The sequence below is a fragment of the Hwanghaeella sp. 1Z406 genome, assembly GCF_048892425.1.
GTDB lineage: Bacteria > Pseudomonadota > Alphaproteobacteria > UBA8366 > Aestuariispiraceae > Pacificispira.
In genome coordinates this window covers 93,063-112,881 of record NZ_JBLZHU010000010.1, presented here as the reverse complement: position 1 = coordinate 112,881, position 19,819 = coordinate 93,063, and the positions used below count along the sequence as shown (strand labels likewise).

Genomic DNA, 19,819 nt, shown 5'->3' with positions numbered 1-19,819 from the left:
ACATTGTTTTGTATTAGATTACAACTTTGGTATTACGGGTCGCATCCCAGCCAATTTCCGGCATTTCACGCCGCTATTAGAATTGACGGAAAATCAAAACCGGGATCAAGCTTATCGCCAGAGATAACCTGGAATGAGCGCTGTTGCGCCATCCATTCTGAAAGCTACAGGCCATGCCATATGATCCCTATGTCCTTGGGTCCAATCGCAAGATCGATCCGACGCGCCGCCCTTCCTCGCTGACCGAATTCCTGCCGGATGGGACACCCAATGATGGTGACCGGGTAGAGATCGGGCCGACGGATCTGGCCTTCGCGGAATGGGCGGCACTGGGGCTGACAATACCGGATATGCCCTCGCTGCGGGACTATCGCCTGTCGCGGCTGGTGGAACAGGTCAATAAGCATGATCTGGGCGGGCTGTTGATGTTCGATCCGCTGAACATCCGCTATGCCACCGACACGACCAATATGCAGATCTGGGTGATGCATAATTTCTGCCGCGCCTGTCTGGTGCTGCCAGATGGGCATATGGCGCTGTGGGATTATACCCCGGCGCGCCATCTGTCTGCGCATCTGCCGCTGGTGAAGGAAGTGCATCCCGGCGCCGACTTCTTCTATATGGATGCCGCCCAACGGGCGGAAGAACGCGCCGCCCTCTTTGCACAACAGGTCGATACCATCGTGCGCGCCCATGCGGGAGATAACCGCCGCCTGGGCCTGGATAAGAGCGAAATCGCAACCTATTGGGCGCTGGAGAATATCGGCTTCAAGATCAGGATCGGTCAGGAAATGACCGAACATGCCCGCAAGGTGAAGAACGAGAATGAGCTAAACGCCATGCGTTGTGCGATTGCCGCCTGTGAATCTGCGATGGCGGAAATGCAGGCCGCCGTAATCCCCGGCATGACCGAAGTTACCGCCTGGGCAGAACTGCAAAAGGGCAACCATATTCGCGGCGGGGAATGGATCGAAACCCGCATCCTGTCCTCTGGACCCCGCACGAATCCTTGGTTCCAAGAATGCGGTCCCCGGATCATGAAGGAAGGGGATATCCTGGCCTATGACACGGATCTGGTCGGCCCCTATGGATACTGCGCGGACCTGTCGCGCACCTTCAAGATCGGCGATGGCAAGCCCAGTGATGCAGAGCGTGAGGTCTATCAAGTCGCCTATGAGCAGATCCAGAACAACATGCAGCTGCTGAAACCCGGCGCGTCCTTCAAGGAATTGATGCAAGGCGCCAAACCCCTGCCGGAGAAATTCCGCGCCCGGCGCTATAGCGTCATGTATCACGGCGTTGGTCTGTGCGACGAATATCCCGCCGTGATGTATCCGGAAGACTGGGAATCGACTGGCTATGATGGCATGTTAGAGCCTGGCATGTGCGTGTGTGTAGAGGCCTATGTCGGCGAAGTCGGCGGCACCTGTGGTGTGAAGCTGGAAGACCAGGTGGTGATCACCGAGACCGGATTTGAAAATCTGACCAGATATCCGTTTGAGCAACGCTTGCTGAGCTAGAGCCTTGCAGAATAGGGCAACGCAGGCTGTATTGAACCCATCGTAACCGCGAATGAAGACTGTGGTCGTTTGTTATGTGCCGATGGCTTGCCTATTGGGGTCCACCCCTGTTCATGGAAGAACTGGTCACCAAACCGGATCATTCCCTGATTCATCAAAGCCTGCATGCAGCCGAGGCGAAATCCGAAACCAATGGTGATGGCTTTGGCATCGGCTGGTATGGGGAGCGGCCAGAGCCGGGCCTGTACCGCGAAATCCTGCCCGCCTGGAACGATGATAACTTAAAGCATCTCTCCGCACAGATTCGGTCCCGCCTGTTCTTTGCCCATGTCCGGGCGTCCACAGGTACATCGACGACGCGGTCCAACTGCCACCCCTTCACCCATGGACGATGGCTGTTCATGCATAATGGTCAGATCGGCGGCTATGCGAAGATCCGGCGCAAACTGGAGCAGATGCTACCGGATTCGCTGTATTGCGGTCGCCAGGGCACCACGGATTCCGAATTGATTTTTCTGCTGGCCTTGTCCCTTGGATTGGACGACGACCCGATCAGCGCGATGCGAGAGAGCCTGTCTTTAGTGGAACGGGAAATGATCGCCGCAGAGGTCGAAGACCCCTTGCGCTTCACCGCCGCCCTGTCCGACGGCACTCGATTGATCGCCTTCCGCTATTCCAGCGATCCCCATGCGCCGACCCTGTACCATACAGGTTCAGGCTCAGGCGCGTTAACCGTTGTATCAGAACCTTTGGACACCGACCGCGCCCGCTGGACCGCCGTCCCAACCCAGCACGTGCTCAGCATCTATCAAGACGGCCGCATGGTGACGGAACCACTCACCCTTTAGAGCACATTCAGTGCAACCGCATCCAGGCATCGACATGCCGGCTGTTGCCCGGTGTCACCAGATCATACCGCGCCACATGGACAGAATGTAGCGAACCTTCTATTTCCTCTACCCAGAAATCCAGGAATTTATGTAATTCCGGATATTTAGGGGCGATATCCAGGTGTTGCCACAGAAAGGATTGCAAAACTGCAGGGTGGTCCGGCATGTGATAGATAATCTCTGCTGTGGCGAGACGATAGCCCTTTAACTGTTGTGACAGGCCATCCTGTGGCACCTCTGATGCGTCATAAGCCGAGGAACGAGGGGTTGAAAAAGACTGAGTCATAAACAATCTCCTTAACAGCAAGAGCAACACATTGCGGAGAGCGCCCAGGACCAATCGTCGGGTCGATTCTCAGTGGTCACAGACGCATCCCTTGAGGTGAAAGTCTGCCACTGATTTTCTTTGCACTGCAATAAAAATGTTATAATTCAGTGCATTAGCAGCAATTAACCGAGAGCGCTGATAAAAATCAAAACTCCCTCTTGAAAATTTTGACCGATTTTAATACATCCACCGGACGAGGGTTGGCACTCTCATGCCAAGAGTGCCAACCTTAATTACAGCGTGACAAACCTTTGTCTAAAATTGAGGAGGTTCAATCATGGCATTCCGTCCCCTGCACGACCGCGTTGTTGTGCGCCGCGTAGAAGAAGACACCAAAACCGCTGGGGGCATCATCATCCCCGAAACCGCCAAGGAAAAGCCGATGCAAGGCGAAGTCATTGCCGTTGGTAATGGCCAGATTCAGGAAGACGGCAGCGTCCGTACCCTGGATGTGAAGGCGGGCGACCAGGTGTTGTTCGGAAAATGGTCCGGTACGGAAGTAAAGATCGACGGGGAAGACCTGTTGATCATGAAGGAAAGTGACATTCTGGGCGTGATTGAAACGAAGGCTGCGTCCAAGAAAGCCGCTTAAAAGCGAAGGCTGCCTTTTCGGGGTCTTCCATAATCCCGTTACTGCCACATTAAAACACGACAAATGGAGTAGCGACTATGTCAGCTAAAGATGTAAAATTCAGTTCTGATGCCCGTGAGCGGATGCTCAAAGGCGTCGACATTCTGGCCAATGCGGTCAAGGTGACCCTGGGTCCCAAGGGCCGCAACGTGGTCATCGACAAATCTTTCGGCGCGCCGCGCATCACCAAGGACGGCGTCACGGTTGCCAAGGAAATCGAACTGAAAGACAAGTTCGAAAATATGGGCGCCCAGATGCTGAAAGAAGTTGCCAGCAAGACCAATGATCTGGCAGGCGACGGCACCACCACCGCGACGGTTCTGGCCCAGGCCATCGTCCGCGAAGGCGCGAAAGCTGTTGCTGCGGGCATGAACCCGATGGATCTGAAACGCGGCATTGATCTGGCTGTCGAAGCAGTTACCGCCGACATCGCCAAGCGCGCTCGCAAGATCAAACAGAACAGCGAAGTTGCCCAGGTCGGCACAATTTCCGCCAATGGCGACAAGGACGTCGGCGAGATGATCGCCAAAGCCATGGAAAAGGTCGGCAATGAAGGCGTGATCACGGTTGAAGAAGCCAAGTCACTGGATACCGAGCTCAGCGTCGTCGAAGGCATGCAGTTCGACCGTGGCTATCTGTCCCCGTATTTCGTGACCGATAACGAGCGTATGCAGGTGGAACTGGAATCCCCCTACATCCTGCTGCACGAAAAGAAACTGTCCAACCTGCAGGCCATGCTGCCGGTGCTGGAACAGGTCGTGCAAAGCGGTAAGCCGTTGTTGATCATCTCTGAAGATGTCGAAGGCGAAGCCCTGGCGACCCTGGTCGTGAACAAGCTGCGCGGTGGCCTGAAGGTTGCTGCTGTGAAGGCCCCAGGCTTCGGCGACCGTCGCAAGGCAATGCTGGAAGACATCGCGGTCCTGACCGGTGGTACCGTGATCTCCGAAGATGTCGGCATCAAACTGGAAGCTGTGACGCTGGACATGCTGGGTACGGCGAAGAATGTCTCCATCTCCAAGGATGAGACCACCATTGTCGATGGCGCTGGCAAGAAGAAGGAAATCAGTGCCCGCGTTGCCCAGATCAAACAGCAGATCGAAAACACCACCTCCGACTACGATCGTGAAAAACTGCAGGAACGTCTGGCCAAATTGGCTGGCGGTGTTGCCGTGATCCGTGTTGGTGGTGCAACTGAAGTCGAAGTGAAAGAGAAGAAAGACCGCGTCGACGACGCGCTGCACGCAACCCGCGCAGCCGTCGAAGAAGGCATCGTCCCTGGTGGCGGCGTCGCGCTTCTGTACGGTCTGAAAGCCTTGGATGGCCTGAAGGTCACCAATGACGATCAGAAGGTTGGCGTTGAAATCATCCGCAAGGCCCTGACCGCCCCGGCCCGTCAAATTGTTGACAACGCGGGTGCAGATGGTGCCGTGATCGTCGGCAAACTGCTGGAATCGAAGGATACCGAATGGGGCTATAACGCCCAGACCGGTGAATTCGTGAACCTGATCAAGGACGGCGTGATCGACCCTGCGAAGGTCGTACGCTGTGCCCTGCAGGATGCGGGCTCTGTTGCTGGCCTGTTGATCACCACAGAGGCCATGATCGCCGATAAGCCCGAGCCGAAGGGCGAAGGCGGCGGCGGCATGCCCGATATGGGTGGCATGGGCGGCATGGGTGGCATGGGCGGCATGATGTAACCATCCCCGCTCAGCCCCGCGCTGAGATCAGAAAGGGCGGCCTCCTGCGGGAGCGCCGCCCTTTTTCTTATCCGACGATGGCGAGGTGGATGGAAAGTATCGCTGTGTCACCCGGCACCGCCAGCGCCAGGCCAGGCCCCGTATCCCAAATTGCGGTTTCCCCGGCGCGTATCTCCTGCTGATCCAGTTTCCCTGCCCCGGAAAGACAATATACCGCATTCAGACCTTCGGGCGGTGACAGCGCCGTATCATCGCGCAGAACCCGGACCTCCGCCTTCACGCGCAGGGGATCGAACATAACGTTGAAATCCTGGATGGGACCTGCCAGCAATTCACTGTCGATTCCCTGATCGCCGCGAAAATCAATCGGCCTTTGGGGCAATGCCTCAATCACAGCGCCTGTCTGGCGATCTTTCAGCCGCATCCCGATACCTGCAACCACGGTTAAAATCCGATGCCGGTCCGGAAAGCTGGAAAACGGGCCGTCCGTGCGGACGTCGGCAATGCTCAGCCGCCACAAAAAACCGTCCTCATCTTCCTTAAGGGCGATTTCCCGCGTGATCCCGCCACCATTTTTCCATGGTGTTTCCTTATAATCCTGCGCTTTGAATATTTTCATGCGCGAGACCCTAGTGTGGTGCGCGGTTATTTGGAATCACCAGGATCCCTTTATCGGCCTGTCGGCTAGAAGAGAGCGTGCAGGCGATGTGGTTCATCGTCAAACGCTCTCGACGCCGTCCGACGGGCCGATAAAGGGACCAAAGGCGCTGTTTGCGGCGCTTCGGGCCGCGTCGCCTTCCGCTTGCGATGCCCGGCATCGCTTCGCGAAACGCTCCTAACCGGAGCACCGCAAACAGCGTCCTAGTCGATCCCAAATAACCGCGCACCACACTAGCACAGGGTTTGTCACAATTTGTAATGAAAATCGAACCCTTGCCTTCACAGACAACAGGCCCCACTTCAAGCAATGAAACCAGGAAAGATCGGCATGGTACAGAAAACGGAAAGAGACTTGGACGCTGCCCTTATTGAGGCGGCAATGGCGCTGTTTTCAGAACGCGGCTATGCGGCCGTTCGATTGCAGGACATCGCAGACCGCGCCGAGATGGATTTGGGCGCATTGCGCCAACGTGTCGCCAATAAGCTGGATATCCTGAAACTGTTCCTGCGCCGCCTGGACGCAGATGTCCTGGGCGAGGATGCCGGTTTCGGACCAGAGGAGACCGTGCGCGACCGTCTGTTCGACCTGTTAATGCGGCGCTTCGATGCGCTGACCCCCTATCGCCCCGCCCTGCGGGCGATACTGCAGGACGTGGGACGAGACCCCGCTGCCCTGCTATGCCTTGCCCCCCATGGCATGACGGCATTGGGCTGGTATCTTGAGGCTGCAGGAACGTCCGCCGACGGACTGCGCGGGGCCATGCGGATTAAAGGCTTGTGTGTCGTCTGGCTGCACTGCCTGCGGATCTGGGAAAAGGATGACAGCGACGACCTGGCAAAGACGATGAAAGCCCTGGACAAAGCGCTGGGCCAGGCGGAGCGCCTTGCGACATGGATGCAATCAAGCCCCCACCGCCGGGCGTCGCCCAATGATGTAGAGGCCGACCCATCACTGGGCGCGCAGCCATGATCCTTTCAGGCGCACACTGGGGGCACCGACTTCCCCAGTGGCAGTAAGCGATAACAGGGCCCCGGTCTCCTTCGGGTTGTTGACTTTCATGGAGGCATTCAGGGTTTCCAGTCCGAGGGACAGTCTGGCCTGCCCTTCGGCAAATACCCCATCATTCCCCTGCAATCTCAGATTTGTGCTCAGCCCGTCCGGTGCCAGGACAATCTGTCCGTTCAACAGGCCAGGCTGACCAAAGGCCTGCCGAATATAGCGCCGCAGACGGCCCACATTGCCGATCTGTCCACCCCCACGGGACCGCAGCACAAGGGATGCCGTACCGGTCACATCGATGGTCCCCGACAGGGTCGCAATGGCGGCATCCAGCGCCGCGCCCGTTCCAACCAGATCCCCTGTCAGGATCGCGGACCCATCGGGCACCAGCGGCAACCCTGCCCGCGCCGAAAACAGGCCCAAATCCACCATGCTTTCTTGCAACGCCACTGTCACATCAACCGCATCGGTTGTGCGTGCGGCGGTCACGTCGCCGGTTACCCTCAATCCCGGCATTGCGGCGCTAGCACTTTTGCACATAAAACCACCGCCGCCATCGCCATCGCATCCGGCAGCCAAATCAAACAGGGTCAGATCATACCCTCCTATGCTGCCATTGAAACTGCCATCACTGATCGTCAGCCTGGGGACTAAGCCCGGCGTATAGACACCGTTCACCCGCGCGTCACCGCCCGTGCCCATGGCCTCAAAGGCATATCCGACGCCCCGTTCTGGAGCCAGGGAAAGGTCCAGTGTCACCGATGTTTGTCCGAAGGAGGCAAAACCGGCCGCACGGCGCGCCGCGACGCCAAAGGCCCCTAAAATGCGATCCAGCGCAGGAATTTCCGCCGCCAGCTGCGCTTGACCCGCCTGCGCCGCATTCAGGGAAATCTGTCCCATAACCTGTGCCCCGGCCAGATCCGCGATCGCCAGAGCCCCTTCAATGCCATCGATATCCTGTTGATTGCTGCGCAGATCCAGCGTGATGCCGGTTGCGGGAACACTGTTGAAGATCACACGGTCCAGATACAGGGTGACGCTTTGCGGGCCACGTCCCAACAGCGCCAAAATCTGAGATATCGCATCGACCCCCGTTCCGGACGCCCCGTAACGATCTAAATTCAGGGCGTCCCCCTGCAAGACTGCTTGCACTGATGGGCCATCCCCGACCCGGGAAACCGATACTGCACCTGCCCAAACGGTATCGTCCAGGCGCCCCTTAATTTCCGTCAATTCAAAGCCACCATTTGAAATCAACATCTTGGCGGTCGCATCGACGGCACTGAACCGATCCGGCGGCAGGGTATCCAAAAGCGGTGTTAGTTCCGGCACCCGCCATGCCAGAACAGGGCGAATATCGCGGGCGACCAGGCCGGCCTCCCCTTCGAACTGCCAGGCGTCTTCTTGTGCCTCGAACGTGCCCAGCACACTGAGATCCGCATCACCCGGCAGCGCGATACTGGCACGATCAACAACCGCAATTCCGCCACCCGATGCAAAAGACACTGTCGCCTGACGCAGGGTCTGATCCTGAAAGGCTATGGATCTTGCCCGAATAAGGCTGGTGATATCCACACCTGAAAACAAACGAACGCCCTGCATGAAATCAGTGATTAAATGGCTGCCATAGGTACCAGCCTGTGCCGGGTCCAGCCCTGTCATATCTACCCGGGACAGATCCAGCTTGATGTCCAGGGCCGGTCGTGACCCGGAAACCAGCGTCACAGTGCCGGCCCCGGTCACTTGACTGCTTTGCACATTCTCCAGGGTGATGCTTAGGACATTATCAGCGCTGGAGTCGATGCGGGTATCCAGTGTTGCGGCTCCTTCCCCCAACAGACGGGTGATCGCATCCGCCTTCAGGGTAGACAAAAAGCCAACTTCTTCCAGCACCAGGGTTGCCTTGCCCGACCACCCACCATTTTCCGTCGGGCGCCCCTGGATTGCCAGATCGCTGGCGCTGGGGCCATGCCCAACCGACAGGCTGACCGCGCCATCCATGCGACCTTCCACCGAAACCCCCAACGGTTCATTCAGAACCCGCGCTTCACCATCAAAGGCATAAAGCCGGTTGGGGGCGGTCTTCGTATCTGCGCCAAGCGTTAAGCGCCCATTCACTGCCTCCAACTGATCGGGCAGCCAATCGGGCCCATCCTGGAACCGCAGACGCCCTTCCTCAATAACAACGGAGGTTGCGCCATCATACCGCCCGGTCGCGGCAAGACGCAGGGGAAATTCCAGATCGGCCTCGACCAGTTCTAAATCCTCTGGAATCAATCGACCAAACAGCAAGGCGCGGAGATTTAAGCTACCGCGCAACCATCGGATCGCCCCGGTTACAGACTCGCCGGTAATAGCGATATCGGCGGCGGTAATGCGCGGTTGGGGCAGTAACTCAATCTGTAATCCGCCCCGCAAAACGACCGTCACCCCCAATTGTTTCGAAATCAAGGATGCAACATCCGCTTTATAGGGGCTCCAATCAACAAAGCGCGGCCCGGCCCACAGCACCGCAATGACTGCCACGACAATCGCACCGGCCAACCACAGCCTGATGCGACCCCTGCGCCTGCTTTGACCGCGCTGTGGCGTATCTGCACTCTCCGCCATTTACCAAAGGCCCCCTTTACCCAAACCGCAATACCTTTCGCAGGTCTGCCTAGACGTGGTCAATAGGAAGCGATTAAACTAAGCCTGTGACCAATGGATAAAAAAGGGCATTCAATGGCTGATATCGTTAACTTGAGAACCGCCCGCAAACAAAAAGCCCGTGCTCATAAAGAAGCGACAGCAGATGCAAACCGGGCAAAACATGGCATATCGACAAAGACCCGAGGTCAGGACGCCGCAAAGAAGGCCCGCGAGTCGCATCAGCTGGATGGAAAAAAGCTCGTGGATTGAAGGATTTAACGCTATCGCCTCAGTAAAAGCGTGCTAAGCTGAGACATTATGCACGGAATTTCTGATATCACCGGAATTGCAATTGTGGCCGTTGCCGCCATGCTGTGTGGCATGGCCATGGTGCGCCTGCGCCAACCAGCCATCATCGGTTATATTTTTGCTGGTTTGATCCTGGGGCCAAACGGTCTGTCGCTTGTAGAAAACCGCGAAACCATCGATTTATTGGCCCAATTGGGCGTGATCATGCTGCTGTTCTTCATCGGCATGGAACTCAGCCTGCGCAGCTTTCGCACAATCTGGAAGGTTGCCATCATCTCGGCCCTGGCCCAGATCGGCTTGTCCGTGGGTGCACTATACATCCTGGGTGGGTTGTTTGAATGGCCGGTTGAATGGGCCATATTGTTTGGTTTCTGCCTTGCATTGTCTTCCACCGCCGTTGCGGTAAAGGTTTTGGAAGAAACCGGGGAGTTGCGCAACAATACCGGGCGCCTGACAGTCGGCATCCTGATTGCCCAGGATCTGGCGGTCGCCCCCATGCTGGTTGTGATCTCCAATATGTCCGCTCAGAAGGAAGGCGGTTTGATCCACATGATTGTGGAAGTATCGCTTTCCATCGGGATACTGCTGGCAATCATTCTTTTTCTGACGCGGCGATCCAAGGTGAACCTGCCTTTCCACAAGATTGTCAGCCCCAATTCAGATCTAAAGCCACTGGCGGCGCTGACCTTTTGTTTCGGCTTCGCAACAATTGCCGGGGTCATTGGCCTGTCGCCCGCCTTTGGGGCTTTTCTGGCTGGCCTTATTGTCGGTAACAGTGCGCAGCGACAAGAAGTGCATGAGAATGCAGGACCGATTCAAGCCATCCTGATCATGGTCTTCTTTCTGTCCATCGGCCTGTTGATCGATCTGCCCTTCGTTTGGGATAATATCTGGCTTATCCTGAGCCTGTTGCTGTTTGTGATCATCTTCAAGACAGCCCTGAATGTTCTGATCCTGAGGCTACAGGGGCAAAGCTGGCAGACCGCCTTTTCCGTTTCTCTGGTCATCGGACAATTGGGGGAGTTTTCCTTTGTCATGGCGGCGCTGGCCTCGTCCGTTGCTGTAATCAGCGACGAAATCCACAAGATGATCGTCGCGTTGACGGTGATTTCTTTGATTGTCAGCCCCTTCATGTTCGACCTGAACCGTCGAATCAAACATCGTGCCGCCAGCCGCATCTCTAGCCTTAGCGGCCTCTTCCGCTTCGCCTATTTCCGCGAATGGCAGGTCACCAAACAAGCCTCTAAGGCCTGTTATAGCGGGGCGTTCCAAGTTGCGACCTGGACTCAATTGCGGCTGGAAAAACTGCGGCGGGAAGTTGGTAAAAAGTTGGATGCCGGTGATGCGCAAAATCGCATTGGCGGCACCATAGATGGCGCTGCCACCACTGTCATTGCCGATGCAGAAATGGATGAAACCCTGCCTGCGAACAAAAAAACATCACCGCAGGGCGCAGCCAAAGCAAAGGCGTCTCGACCAAGTTCAACAACATCAAAAACGACAAAAACAAAATCCGATAACAAGGCCAGCCCTGCAAAGACGGTACAACCTTCTGCACGCACATCATCGGATCCAGATCAGGACGATGCCTGATTTATCCTTTGAACGCGCCCTGATTGACGATATTGGTGTGTCCGGCCCCTGCCCCATTGCAGGCCTGGATGAGGTCGGTCGTGGTCCCTGGGCCGGGCCGGTGATCGCCTGTGCCGTTATCCTGCCGGATCCGATGGCGGATGATGCGGGACTGCCGCTGTCAATTGTATCAATGATCGACGATTCCAAGAAACTGACGGCGGCGCGCCGGGACGCGCTGTATGATTTGTTATGCGCGACCGTCCCTTATGGTCTTGGGTCCGCCAGCGCCCCGGAAATCGATACGTTGAACATTCTGCAAGCCAGCCTACTGGCCATGCGACGTGCCTTATCGGCTTTACCCGTGCCGGTCATGGGTGCGCTTGTCGATGGCAATCGAGACCCCAGGCTGTGCCTGCCGACCCGCCTGATTGTGAAAGGGGACAGTCATTCTCTATCCATCGCGGCGGCATCGATCATCGCAAAAGTCCACCGTGACAGATTAATGGGGAACTTGGCGCGGGACTATCCCGGTTATGGCTGGGATCGGAATATGGGCTACGGCACAAAGGCGCATCAGGACGGGTTGAAAACACTGGGTGTCACACCGCACCATCGCAAATCCTTCGCCCCGATCCGCGCACGATTGGAAAATGATATCAAGATATAGAGTCCTCGACGCGAGGCATGACTCTACATGTAGAAAAATTCAAGTAGAATCAATTACTTGTTGACCGCGAGTCCTTAAAGAATCATGATTCAGGTCCTGGCAAACACATAGGCACATGAAGAATCATGGTAAAACTTCCTCAGAATCAAATTCTGAAAGGGGACTGTATTGAACACATGCGGTCACTTCCAGAAAACTCCGTAGATATGATCTTTGCGGACCCGCCTTATAACTTACAATTGGCCGGTTCTCTTTACAGACCCAACCATTCCAAAGTGGATGCGGTGGACGATGACTGGGATCAATTTGATAATTTCGATGCATATGATCGTTTTACACGCGACTGGCTGGCAGCGGCGCGGCGTATTCTTAAGCCCACGGGCACGATCTGGGTCATCGGCAGCTATCACAACATTTTCCGCGTCGGCACGGCCTTACAGAATATCGGCTTCTGGATGCTGAACGACGTGATCTGGGTGAAAACCAACCCGATGCCAAATTTCAAGGGCCGCCGTTTCACCAATGCCCATGAAACCATGATCTGGTGTTCGAAGGATAAGGATGCCCGCTATACCTTCAATTACGAGGCCATGAAGGCCCTGAATGAAGACCTTCAGATGCGCAGCGACTGGACCATGCCGATCTGTACCGGTGGTGAGCGCCTGAAGGACGAAACAGGGTCAAAAGCGCATCCGACGCAAAAACCAGAAGCCCTGCTTCACCGCGTCATTCTGGCATCGACCCAGCCGGGTCAGGTTGTGCTGGATCCTTTCTTCGGCACCGGGACGACCGGGGCTGTGGCAAAGCGTCTGGGCCGTCGTTGGATCGGGATTGAGCGGGAAGACAAGTACATCAAGGTCGCAACCGCGCGTATCGCCGCTGAACCGGAAGCATCCGACAGCGAGGCCATCGCCCATACGACGCCCAAGCGCAAAGAACCGCGCATACCATTTGGCCTGTTGGTCGAACGCGGCCTTTTGAGCCCCGGTACGGTGCTGGTGAGCCCCTGTAACCGTCACACGGCAAAAGTACGCGCCGATGGCACGATTATCTCTGCCGACCATCGCGGCTCCATCCATCAGGTGGGTGCCCTGGTTCAAGGGGCACCGTCCTGTAATGGTTGGACCTATTGGCAGGTCAAATCCGACCTGAAAAAGGCCGCCGTTCCGATTGACGCCTTCCGTCAGCGTATTCGTGCAGAGCTGCACTGATCGCCGATACCCGCATGGTCTTGGGCACCCGATGCGATCCGCCTCGGTGTGATCTAAGACCATGCGCGCCTGCGTATACCCTGACAGTATGATGCAATTGGGATACGACACATGGCTGTTCGGCGGTTGGTATACTTTTCACGGTCCATGACTGGACCATCCGAAAAAGACATCGCCACAATTCTGGACGTCAGCCGGCGCAACAATCGGCGGGATGGTGTGACTGGCCTGCTCTTGCACTTGCAAGGCGTATTTGCTCAAGTGTTGGAAGGGACGCCGGGGAAAGTCGACGCGGCCTTGCGACGCATCACGGCAGATCCCCGTCATACCCATTTAACGATCCTGACAGATGAAACCGTTGAGTATCCGGTTTTTACAGACTGGTCGATGGCGTATATCGATACCAATGTATCGGAACTGCTGTCCATTGCGGGTCTAAAAGGCGTAGAGGACGCGATGGAGGCCTTTGCAAACTGCAGCCCAAATGCAACGCCTGCGGTTCTGGATCAAACGCTCAACGGCCTTTCTCTTCAACTGCACAACACGCCCCCCAGTCAGCCTTAAAAGTCAGGGGGGGTCTTGCCCAACTCTTCATACAGCCAATTGCGAAACGTCGCGATCTTAGGATCGGCTATGGCGCCTTTGCGCATCAACAGGCGATAGCGCATCAATGATTGTTGTGGCATCCCAAAGGGGGCAACCAGAATACCCGCGTTCAGCTCATCTTCGATCAGAACCGACCGCCCAATCATTATGCCCCGGCCCGCGATACAGCTTTGCACAATCATGTGACTGTCGCTAAAGCGCGGGCCACGGGTTGCATCAATCCCCGTCACCTTTTGCTTATCCAAAAAACCTGTCCATTCTACGGAATGCCCTGGCAGTGCATGGGCATCATGCAACAAGACATGATGCGCAAGATCCGCATATGATTTCAGAGGGTATTTGGGATGATTCAATACTTCCGGGCTGCACACGACCCCCAGATTGTCCTCACCCAATTCTTCAACATGAAGGTTGGGGTAGTCGCCCTTGCCATACCGAATGGCGATATCAACATCCTCTGTTTCCAAATCAACAGTTCTATCAAATGTCGCCAACAAGACATCGATACCGGGATTGGCCGCATAAAAGCGATGCAGACGCGGTCCCAACCATTGCGCCCCAAAGGAGGACAGGCAGGTTACCGTTAATGTGCGGTTTGTCTGACCAGAGGTGATCGCCCGGGATGCCTGATCAATGATATCCAGTGCCTGCGTTATATGAGGCAGGTAACCCCGCGCAATATCGGTCTGCATCAAACCCTGGGGCAGGCGCCGAAACAAGGGCTGGCCCAGCCAGGCTTCTAATTGTTTAATCTGCTGACTGATCGCAGAGGGCGTCACCGCCAATTCATCTGCTGCCGCGACGAAGCTGTCATGCCGGGCCGAGGCCTCAAAGGCGCGAACCGCTTTCAGGGGGGGAAGTCGCCGCATCGCACATCTCTTCAATAAGTTTTTCTAAGCCTAAGGGTTCGATCTTCGCGTTTGCGGGCACGCAGAGCAACCCCTATTTTGTTCTTCAAGAGAGCACGAAATAGAGATTTACAAACGGAGTGAAGATCATGAGCGATGCTTTATATCACACCACCTATACCGGCTATGCCCATCAACTGACGCGGGATGGCCTGACCCTGGGCGGCCTGATCAAATTGTGGCATTTCCGCTGGAAAAGCCGCCGTCAGCTGGAAACCATGACCGATGAGCAATTGGCAGATATTGGCCTCAGCCATAAGGAAATGCTGGTGGAAGCGGTCAAACCATTCTGGGTGAAATGAGGCACAGGCGGCCCCCTATCCGCCGTGAACTCACATCAGTCAGACAGGCCGGGATTAACATCCCGGCCTTTTATTTGTTCCGTCACAGACTTAGAATTTTTCCAGGGTTCATGATGTTATCCGGATCCAGCGCTTTCTTCATCTGGCGCATCACCGCCACCGCTTCCCCATGTTCCGCGGTCAGGAAATGCATTTTTCCATAGCCGATGCCATGTTCCCCGGTACAGGTGCCGCCATAAGAGATCGCCCGGTGGTTCATCCGTTCCACCAGCGCCTTGGCCCGTCCCAATTCTTCCTGATCATCCGGATCGAACATCAGGCACAGGTGATAATTGCCATCGCCAACATGCCCGACAATCGGCGCATACAGCCCGGAATCCTGAATATCCCGTTTAGTGTCCAGAATACAGTCCGCCAGTTTTGAGATCGGCACACAGGCATCCGTCGCCATGCCCTTTTTGCCGGGCACGGCGGCACAGGCGGCATAAAACGCATTGTGCCGCGCCTCCCACAGGGTTGTGCGTTCTTCCTGGGTCGCGGCATATTGAAAGGCGCTGCCGCCATGTTCTGCGGATATTTCCTGAACCTGCTGTGCCTGTTCATGGGTGCTGGCCTCTGTTCCATGAAATTCAAAGAACAAGGTTACCTTCGCCTCGAAATTTTCCAGTTTGGAATAGCGGATACAGGCATCCATCTGGACCTCGTCCAGCAATTCAATCCGCGCGACGGGAATGCCCAACTGGATGGTCAAAATCACAGTATTGACCGCGCTTTCCAGATCCGGAAATTGACACACAGCCGAACGGATGGATTCCGGAATGCCATACAGGCGCAATTGCACCTCAGTGATGACGCCCAGGGTTCCCTCTGCCCCTACGAACAGACGGGTTAAGTCATATCCAGCCGCAGATTTGCGCGCCCGCCCCCCGGTCTTGATGATCCGGCCATCGGCGGTCACCACCGTCAGGCCCATCACGTTTTCCCGCATCGTGCCATAGCGCACCGCATTGGTGCCCGACGCACGGGTGGACGCCATACCGCCCAAAGACGCATTGGCGCCGGGATCGATGGGGAAGAACAGTCCGGTATCGCGCAGGTCTTCATTCAACTGCTTGCGCGTCACACCGGCCTGCACGCGGCAATCCAGATCTTCCGCATTCACTTCCAGCAATTTATTCATGCCAGACAGGTCCAGGCTGACGCCGCCTTTCAGGGCCGCGACATGGCCTTCCAAGGAGGTGCCAGTACCGAATGGGACCACAGGCACTTTATGCTCCGCACAGATTCGAACCACCTCTGCCACGTCTTCTGTGGTTTCGGCAAAGACAACCAGATCCGGCGGTGCGGACGGATACCAGCCCTCCCCCCGGCCATGCTGGTCACAGATTGCCTGACCGCTGGTGGCGCGCTCTCCAAAGCGCTGTCGCAGAATATCCAATGCGGGATTGTCGCTAAACCCGCTGCCGATCCGTTCCATTGCGGTTGCCATATCCATCCCCTTAGAAAAATTTTTGAGCATCGTGTTCTTGCACGACAGGGGGCAGCTATACCATGTAACAGGCAGGCCGACAAAACCGAAACAAGCGGTAACTTGAGACCCTGCGACACATCAACCGTTGTCACATATCAAATTCACGATAAGGTGCTAATCTTTCGTGACGCGCGACCTCGTGCTTTCAAAAACCCTGGTAAACCGCACAAGACTGTATGGCAGAGATCGAGCCCACAAACCACACTTCCCCGCCCGGCCCAGAGCCAAAACCACGCCGCGTGAAGGGGCTGGCGCGCCTGTTACGCTATCGCTTGATCATCCCTATTGCCAGGGGCCGCCATAATGGCCTCGTCACAGCGCGCGGGACCGCCATTGGCCTGTTCTTTGGCCTGACCCCTACGGTTGGCATCCAGATGCCCATGATCCTGATTTTCTGGGCCTTGGCAAAATGGCTGAAGCCGAAATGGAAGTTCAATCTTCTGGTCGCCCTGGCCTGGACCTGGCCGACCAACGTGCTGACCGCACCAGCCTATTACTATCTGTGCCTGATGACAGGGCGACTGCTAATGGGCGACACGACATCACTGGGCTTTGATGCGTTCCGCGCCCATATCGAAGGCGTTTTGGCCCAGGATTCCAGTTTCCTGGATTCACTATGGGTTTATACGGTGGAGATCTTCCGTACCTGGGGTGTGCCGCTGTTTCTGGGATGCATACCCTGGACCATCGCTGGAACCTGGGCGGGCTTTGTCCTGACGATGAAGTTCACGAAAAAGCTGCGCGCCCAGCAACGCCGCCAGACCCTGAAACGGCGACAGCGTCTGGCCCGCAAACGCGCGGCCCAAGAGCGCGCCCGCGCGGCCCAGCTTTAAACATGCGCGCCCGCGCGGCTCAATTGTAAACATGCGCGCCCGCGCGGCCCAGCTTTAAACATGCGCACTAGGGCAGCCCCGTGACTATCATAAATTAATTCTTGACATGTTCTCTTTAATGGATAATATATGTCTCGGGATTGGGCCACAATTGCGTCCAAATTCGGACGGGCTCCCTTTCCATTAAAACTCAGGCAACTCAATCCAACTGAGACTCTGGTCACGCCACGATACGGTGGGGATATCCTCCCCGCCTGTCGATGGCTGTCCGGGGTCTTTTTACTTTTAAGGAGACCCATCATGGGAACCAGCAGCACCACAGCCACCGATCTGTTACCAAAAGGCACGCCGACATCCGCCACGCCCTCTGGGGCGAACCTGCCCTCTGGGCCATCTAACTTGCCCCCTGGGCTTTCCTATGGGCCATCTAGTCTGGGTGATGCGGGCACTGGCCCAGCATCAACGCCCCCGCCCACTCCGACGCCCATGCCGTCCTATACGCCTCCGGATGCGGCAATCCAGCATTTGCCTTTCCTCGATCCTCCCAGCCCTTCCTCTAATGAACTGCCCTCAACCGGCACCGGCAAGGGGTCAGAGGTTCATAATCTCTGGCAGCCCCATAAAAATGAACCTGTATCGTTTACCAGCACCCAACCGGACAGCCCCAGCGCCGCACAGACCAGCCGCGACCAAATCCAGGCCTGGAAATCCCGCGTTGAGGCTCAGACTCAGCAACAGGCAAAGGCCGCTGCGCCCGCACCGACGCCAAAACCAATGTCCGTGACTCCGAAACGCCCGTCACCCCTGTCTGCAGAGGCGCGCGCCTCCAATGGACGCTTGGCGGAGGCGATGGCGCGGGCATCGGATCCGACACAAATCCTGCCAATCCTGAAAGATGCACAGGATATCGACCCGGTCCAGTTCAAGGCGGAATTCCAGGATATCTCGGATCAACTGTGGCAGAACCTGCCAGCCCATCGCCGGGAAGCGGCGCATCAAGACTTCATGACCCAGGCAAAGCGCGCCCTGGGCTGGGATCAGGCCCAGACCCGGGACACCGGCCCGACACAAAGCCCCCATCCAGAGGCGAAGGATCCCACCCAACGGGTCGGCCAGGTGGCACAGCAGCCCGCATCGGCGGAAGCTCAGCCGACCACCGCCACGACGCCTGCACAACAGACAACACCGGGGACCCCTCAGGGCGCGGCGTCAGGGGACCAAACCACAGACCCGTCTCAGCCACCCGCATCCAATCCACAGTCGGACTCCGTCCCGAAATCCTATGAGGTGCAACGCAACCCGCATACCGGTGACGCCTATCTGTATGATGCCAAAACCAGAGACCTCGTCCGAACCGCCGACGGCACCCCTGCCACTATCGGGGATGTTGCAATGCCCGTCACAGAAAATGACGTGAAAGCAACGCAACACCGCGATCAAGTGATGACGGATGTTTTGGCGCGTTTAAGGGACACCAAAATTCTCAAGCCGGATGAAGCACAAGAGCTCTTGCAAAAGGTGGCAGAAACGTATCCTTACGCCCCCGCTATCCAGGAAAAAATAGACTACATGCTGAAGGCGCATCAGACGTCAATTTCCAAGGATAACAAAGATGTCTCAGTTGATACCTTCGAACGCCTCCATCAACAGCTGAAAGACCCGTCCTTCCAGGCGAAATATGAGCAGAACAGGAAGTTTTTGGAAGACACTGCTCAAACCTATGAGGGCGGCGTTGGAAAATACATTAGTGACCGTGGTCATGCCGTTGAGACCATGGATGAGGCAGCAATTTCTGTTATTGAAATCCTTGGAGAGATTCAAGAACACGACGCCAAATCTGTGAAGGACAACGCCCATTCCCAAAAATCGGCACAATTGGAAAAGCGTCTGAAAGAAAGCTGGGACGAACTCGTCCCTCGCGTGGATGAATTAGGAGAGTTCCTGAATCTGCCCCATCCCGACGCGGCACTTGGGATGGAAAATGAGTTTAAGGCGGCGGAGACCGCCGGGCAACGGAGACAGGACCTGTTGCAAGACCTTGTCCTCACCGGAGCCGGTTTCGGTGCGGGGTCGCTTGCCACCCGCGCGGCGGGGCGGCTTCTTTCGGGGGCGGGACGATCTGCGGCAACGGCGGAAATTGGTGGAATAGGAGCGGGCCTACTCGCCTCTGGTGCTGCAACCGCTGCAGATGTCGTGACCGCCTATCGGTCTTCCATCCAAGACAGCTATACGAAAGTGTTGCAGTCCGTAAAGAACCCGGACGGCACCCTTCCGGACCTGTCGAACAGTAAGGTCCGCCAGAAAATACTGGCAGAAAACCCGGACCTCAGAAAACAGGCGGCCCAAACCGCCAGCATGAAAGCTCTCGCCACCTTGCTGGGCGACAGACTTGGTGCCCTCTCCGGCACAATCGCAAGGGTGATTAAGCCGGAGATAGGCAATTTTGGAGAGTTCGGTGTAAATGAAATCTTTAGCAGATCACTGGAACAATCCCTAAATCGCTCATCAAAAGACTAAGCG

Annotated in this window: 18 protein-coding genes; 13 read left to right on the top strand and 5 right to left on the bottom strand. The window is 56.4% G+C overall.

All coding sequences use genetic code 11. The annotated features are described in order from the left end of the window. The first annotated feature begins 173 nt into the window (after window positions 1-173). Both ACOSDR_RS17900 and ACOSDR_RS17895 read left to right on the top strand, forming a co-directional pair. On the top strand, window positions 174-1,520 hold the full coding sequence (locus ACOSDR_RS17900) for a M24 family metallopeptidase (protein WP_420732095.1): 1,347 nt from the start codon (window positions 174-176) through the stop codon (window positions 1,518-1,520). Window positions 1,521-1,594: 74 nt separating this feature from the next. Then, window positions 1,595-2,368: a class II glutamine amidotransferase gene (locus ACOSDR_RS17895; RefSeq protein WP_420732094.1), complete on the top strand. Its 774-nt coding sequence runs from the start codon at window positions 1,595-1,597 to the stop codon at window positions 2,366-2,368. 7 nt (window positions 2,369-2,375) lie between these two features. Here ACOSDR_RS17895 and ACOSDR_RS17890 read toward each other — a convergent pair whose 3' ends face one another. Then, window positions 2,376-2,696 carry an usg protein gene (locus tag ACOSDR_RS17890; protein ID WP_420732093.1) on the bottom strand — a complete coding sequence of 107 codons (321 nt, stop codon included), beginning with the start codon at window positions 2,694-2,696 and terminating at the stop codon, window positions 2,376-2,378. Between the two features lie 319 nt (window positions 2,697-3,015). Between ACOSDR_RS17890 and groES the strand changes: the two genes are divergently transcribed. Beyond that, entirely contained in the window at window positions 3,016-3,330 is a 315-nt protein-coding gene (groES, locus tag ACOSDR_RS17885; RefSeq protein ID WP_420732092.1) for a co-chaperone GroES, read from the top strand. A gap of 77 nt (window positions 3,331-3,407) precedes the next feature. Next, window positions 3,408-5,066 (top strand): chaperonin GroEL, encoded by a 1,659-nt coding sequence (groL, locus tag ACOSDR_RS17880; protein WP_420732091.1) that lies wholly within the window; start codon window positions 3,408-3,410, stop codon window positions 5,064-5,066. A gap of 67 nt (window positions 5,067-5,133) precedes the next feature. Here the strand turns inward: groL and ACOSDR_RS17875 are convergent, their stop codons facing one another. Next, window positions 5,134-5,685, bottom strand: a complete 552-nt coding sequence (locus ACOSDR_RS17875) for a HutD family protein (protein WP_420732090.1) — start codon at window positions 5,683-5,685, stop codon at window positions 5,134-5,136. Window positions 5,686-6,054: 369 nt separating this feature from the next. On the opposite strand from ACOSDR_RS17875, the gene ACOSDR_RS17870 reads away from it, so the two are divergent. Further along, entirely contained in the window at window positions 6,055-6,696 is a 642-nt protein-coding gene (locus ACOSDR_RS17870) for a TetR family transcriptional regulator (RefSeq protein ID WP_420732089.1), read from the top strand. On the opposite strand, the gene ACOSDR_RS17865 is transcribed toward ACOSDR_RS17870, so the two are convergent. Then, complete coding sequence (locus ACOSDR_RS17865) at window positions 6,676-9,336, bottom strand: AsmA family protein (protein WP_420732088.1); 2,661 nt, start codon at window positions 9,334-9,336, stop codon at window positions 6,676-6,678. The two genes, ACOSDR_RS17870 and ACOSDR_RS17865, sit on opposite strands and share 21 nt — an antisense overlap. A 114-nt stretch (window positions 9,337-9,450) precedes the next feature. On the opposite strand from ACOSDR_RS17865, the gene ACOSDR_RS17860 reads away from it, so the two are divergent. From ACOSDR_RS17860 to ACOSDR_RS17840, 5 genes are all read left to right on the top strand, one after another. Then, complete coding sequence (locus ACOSDR_RS17860; RefSeq protein ID WP_420725851.1) at window positions 9,451-9,627, top strand: DUF4169 family protein; 177 nt, start codon at window positions 9,451-9,453, stop codon at window positions 9,625-9,627. A gap of 48 nt (window positions 9,628-9,675) precedes the next feature. Then, complete coding sequence (locus ACOSDR_RS17855; protein ID WP_420732087.1) at window positions 9,676-11,259, top strand: cation:proton antiporter; 1,584 nt, start codon at window positions 9,676-9,678, stop codon at window positions 11,257-11,259. Further along, window positions 11,252-11,908, top strand: coding sequence for a ribonuclease HII (locus ACOSDR_RS17850; protein WP_420725853.1), 657 nt, complete (start codon window positions 11,252-11,254; stop codon window positions 11,906-11,908). The genes ACOSDR_RS17855 and ACOSDR_RS17850 overlap by 8 nt, the downstream gene beginning before the upstream one ends. 176 nt (window positions 11,909-12,084) lie before the next feature. Beyond that, window positions 12,085-13,119, top strand: a complete 1,035-nt coding sequence (locus ACOSDR_RS17845) for a site-specific DNA-methyltransferase (RefSeq protein WP_420725854.1) — start codon at window positions 12,085-12,087, stop codon at window positions 13,117-13,119. A gap of 111 nt (window positions 13,120-13,230) precedes the next feature. Continuing rightward, window positions 13,231-13,683, top strand: coding sequence for a BLUF domain-containing protein (locus ACOSDR_RS17840; RefSeq protein WP_420725855.1), 453 nt, complete (start codon window positions 13,231-13,233; stop codon window positions 13,681-13,683). Here the strand turns inward: ACOSDR_RS17840 and gcvA are convergent. Further along, window positions 13,680-14,594, bottom strand: a complete 915-nt coding sequence (gene gcvA / locus ACOSDR_RS17835) for a transcriptional regulator GcvA (protein WP_420732086.1) — start codon at window positions 14,592-14,594, stop codon at window positions 13,680-13,682. The genes ACOSDR_RS17840 and gcvA overlap by 4 nt on opposite strands. A 128-nt stretch (window positions 14,595-14,722) precedes the next feature. Between gcvA and ACOSDR_RS17830 the strand changes: the two genes are divergently transcribed. After that, window positions 14,723-14,935 carry a DUF1127 domain-containing protein gene (locus tag ACOSDR_RS17830; RefSeq protein ID WP_420725857.1) on the top strand — a complete coding sequence of 71 codons (213 nt, stop codon included), beginning with the start codon at window positions 14,723-14,725 and terminating at the stop codon, window positions 14,933-14,935. A gap of 82 nt (window positions 14,936-15,017) precedes the next feature. Here ACOSDR_RS17830 and ACOSDR_RS17825 read toward each other — a convergent pair whose 3' ends face one another. Then, window positions 15,018-16,424 carry an FAD-binding oxidoreductase gene (locus ACOSDR_RS17825; protein WP_420725858.1) on the bottom strand — a complete coding sequence of 469 codons (1,407 nt, stop codon included), beginning with the start codon at window positions 16,422-16,424 and terminating at the stop codon, window positions 15,018-15,020. A gap of 218 nt (window positions 16,425-16,642) precedes the next feature. On the opposite strand from ACOSDR_RS17825, the gene ACOSDR_RS17820 reads away from it, so the two are divergent. Further along, window positions 16,643-17,299, top strand: a complete 657-nt coding sequence (locus tag ACOSDR_RS17820; RefSeq protein ID WP_420725859.1) for a DUF2062 domain-containing protein — start codon at window positions 16,643-16,645, stop codon at window positions 17,297-17,299. Window positions 17,300-17,599: 300 nt separating this feature from the next. After that, window positions 17,600-19,816, top strand: coding sequence for a hypothetical protein (locus ACOSDR_RS17815; RefSeq protein WP_420732085.1), 2,217 nt, complete (start codon window positions 17,600-17,602; stop codon window positions 19,814-19,816). The last annotated feature ends 3 nt before the right edge of the window (window positions 19,817-19,819 follow it).

Excerpts from the sequence above, each read along its gene's own strand:
- ACOSDR_RS17900 (WP_420732095.1), top strand. The coding sequence starts at position 174 with ATGCCATATGATCCCTATGTCCTTGGGTCCAATCGCAAGATCGATCCG.
- ACOSDR_RS17895 (WP_420732094.1), top strand. The coding sequence starts at position 1,595 with ATGTGCCGATGGCTTGCCTATTGGGGTCCACCCCTGTTCATGGAAGAA.
- ACOSDR_RS17890 (WP_420732093.1), bottom strand. The coding sequence starts at position 2,696 with ATGACTCAGTCTTTTTCAACCCCTCGTTCCTCGGCTTATGACGCATCA.
- groES (WP_420732092.1), top strand. The coding sequence starts at position 3,016 with ATGGCATTCCGTCCCCTGCACGACCGCGTTGTTGTGCGCCGCGTAGAA.
- groL (WP_420732091.1), top strand. The coding sequence starts at position 3,408 with ATGTCAGCTAAAGATGTAAAATTCAGTTCTGATGCCCGTGAGCGGATG.
- ACOSDR_RS17875 (WP_420732090.1), bottom strand. The coding sequence starts at position 5,685 with ATGAAAATATTCAAAGCGCAGGATTATAAGGAAACACCATGGAAAAAT.
- ACOSDR_RS17870 (WP_420732089.1), top strand. The coding sequence starts at position 6,055 with ATGGTACAGAAAACGGAAAGAGACTTGGACGCTGCCCTTATTGAGGCG.
- ACOSDR_RS17865 (WP_420732088.1), bottom strand. The coding sequence starts at position 9,336 with ATGGCGGAGAGTGCAGATACGCCACAGCGCGGTCAAAGCAGGCGCAGG.
- ACOSDR_RS17860 (WP_420725851.1), top strand. The coding sequence starts at position 9,451 with ATGGCTGATATCGTTAACTTGAGAACCGCCCGCAAACAAAAAGCCCGT.
- ACOSDR_RS17855 (WP_420732087.1), top strand. The coding sequence starts at position 9,676 with ATGCACGGAATTTCTGATATCACCGGAATTGCAATTGTGGCCGTTGCC.
- ACOSDR_RS17850 (WP_420725853.1), top strand. The coding sequence starts at position 11,252 with ATGCCTGATTTATCCTTTGAACGCGCCCTGATTGACGATATTGGTGTG.
- ACOSDR_RS17845 (WP_420725854.1), top strand. The coding sequence starts at position 12,085 with ATGCGGTCACTTCCAGAAAACTCCGTAGATATGATCTTTGCGGACCCG.
- ACOSDR_RS17840 (WP_420725855.1), top strand. The coding sequence starts at position 13,231 with ATGGCTGTTCGGCGGTTGGTATACTTTTCACGGTCCATGACTGGACCA.
- gcvA (WP_420732086.1), bottom strand. The coding sequence starts at position 14,594 with ATGCGGCGACTTCCCCCCCTGAAAGCGGTTCGCGCCTTTGAGGCCTCG.
- ACOSDR_RS17830 (WP_420725857.1), top strand. The coding sequence starts at position 14,723 with ATGAGCGATGCTTTATATCACACCACCTATACCGGCTATGCCCATCAA.
- ACOSDR_RS17825 (WP_420725858.1), bottom strand. The coding sequence starts at position 16,424 with ATGGCAACCGCAATGGAACGGATCGGCAGCGGGTTTAGCGACAATCCC.
- ACOSDR_RS17820 (WP_420725859.1), top strand. The coding sequence starts at position 16,643 with ATGGCAGAGATCGAGCCCACAAACCACACTTCCCCGCCCGGCCCAGAG.
- ACOSDR_RS17815 (WP_420732085.1), top strand. The coding sequence starts at position 17,600 with ATGGGAACCAGCAGCACCACAGCCACCGATCTGTTACCAAAAGGCACG.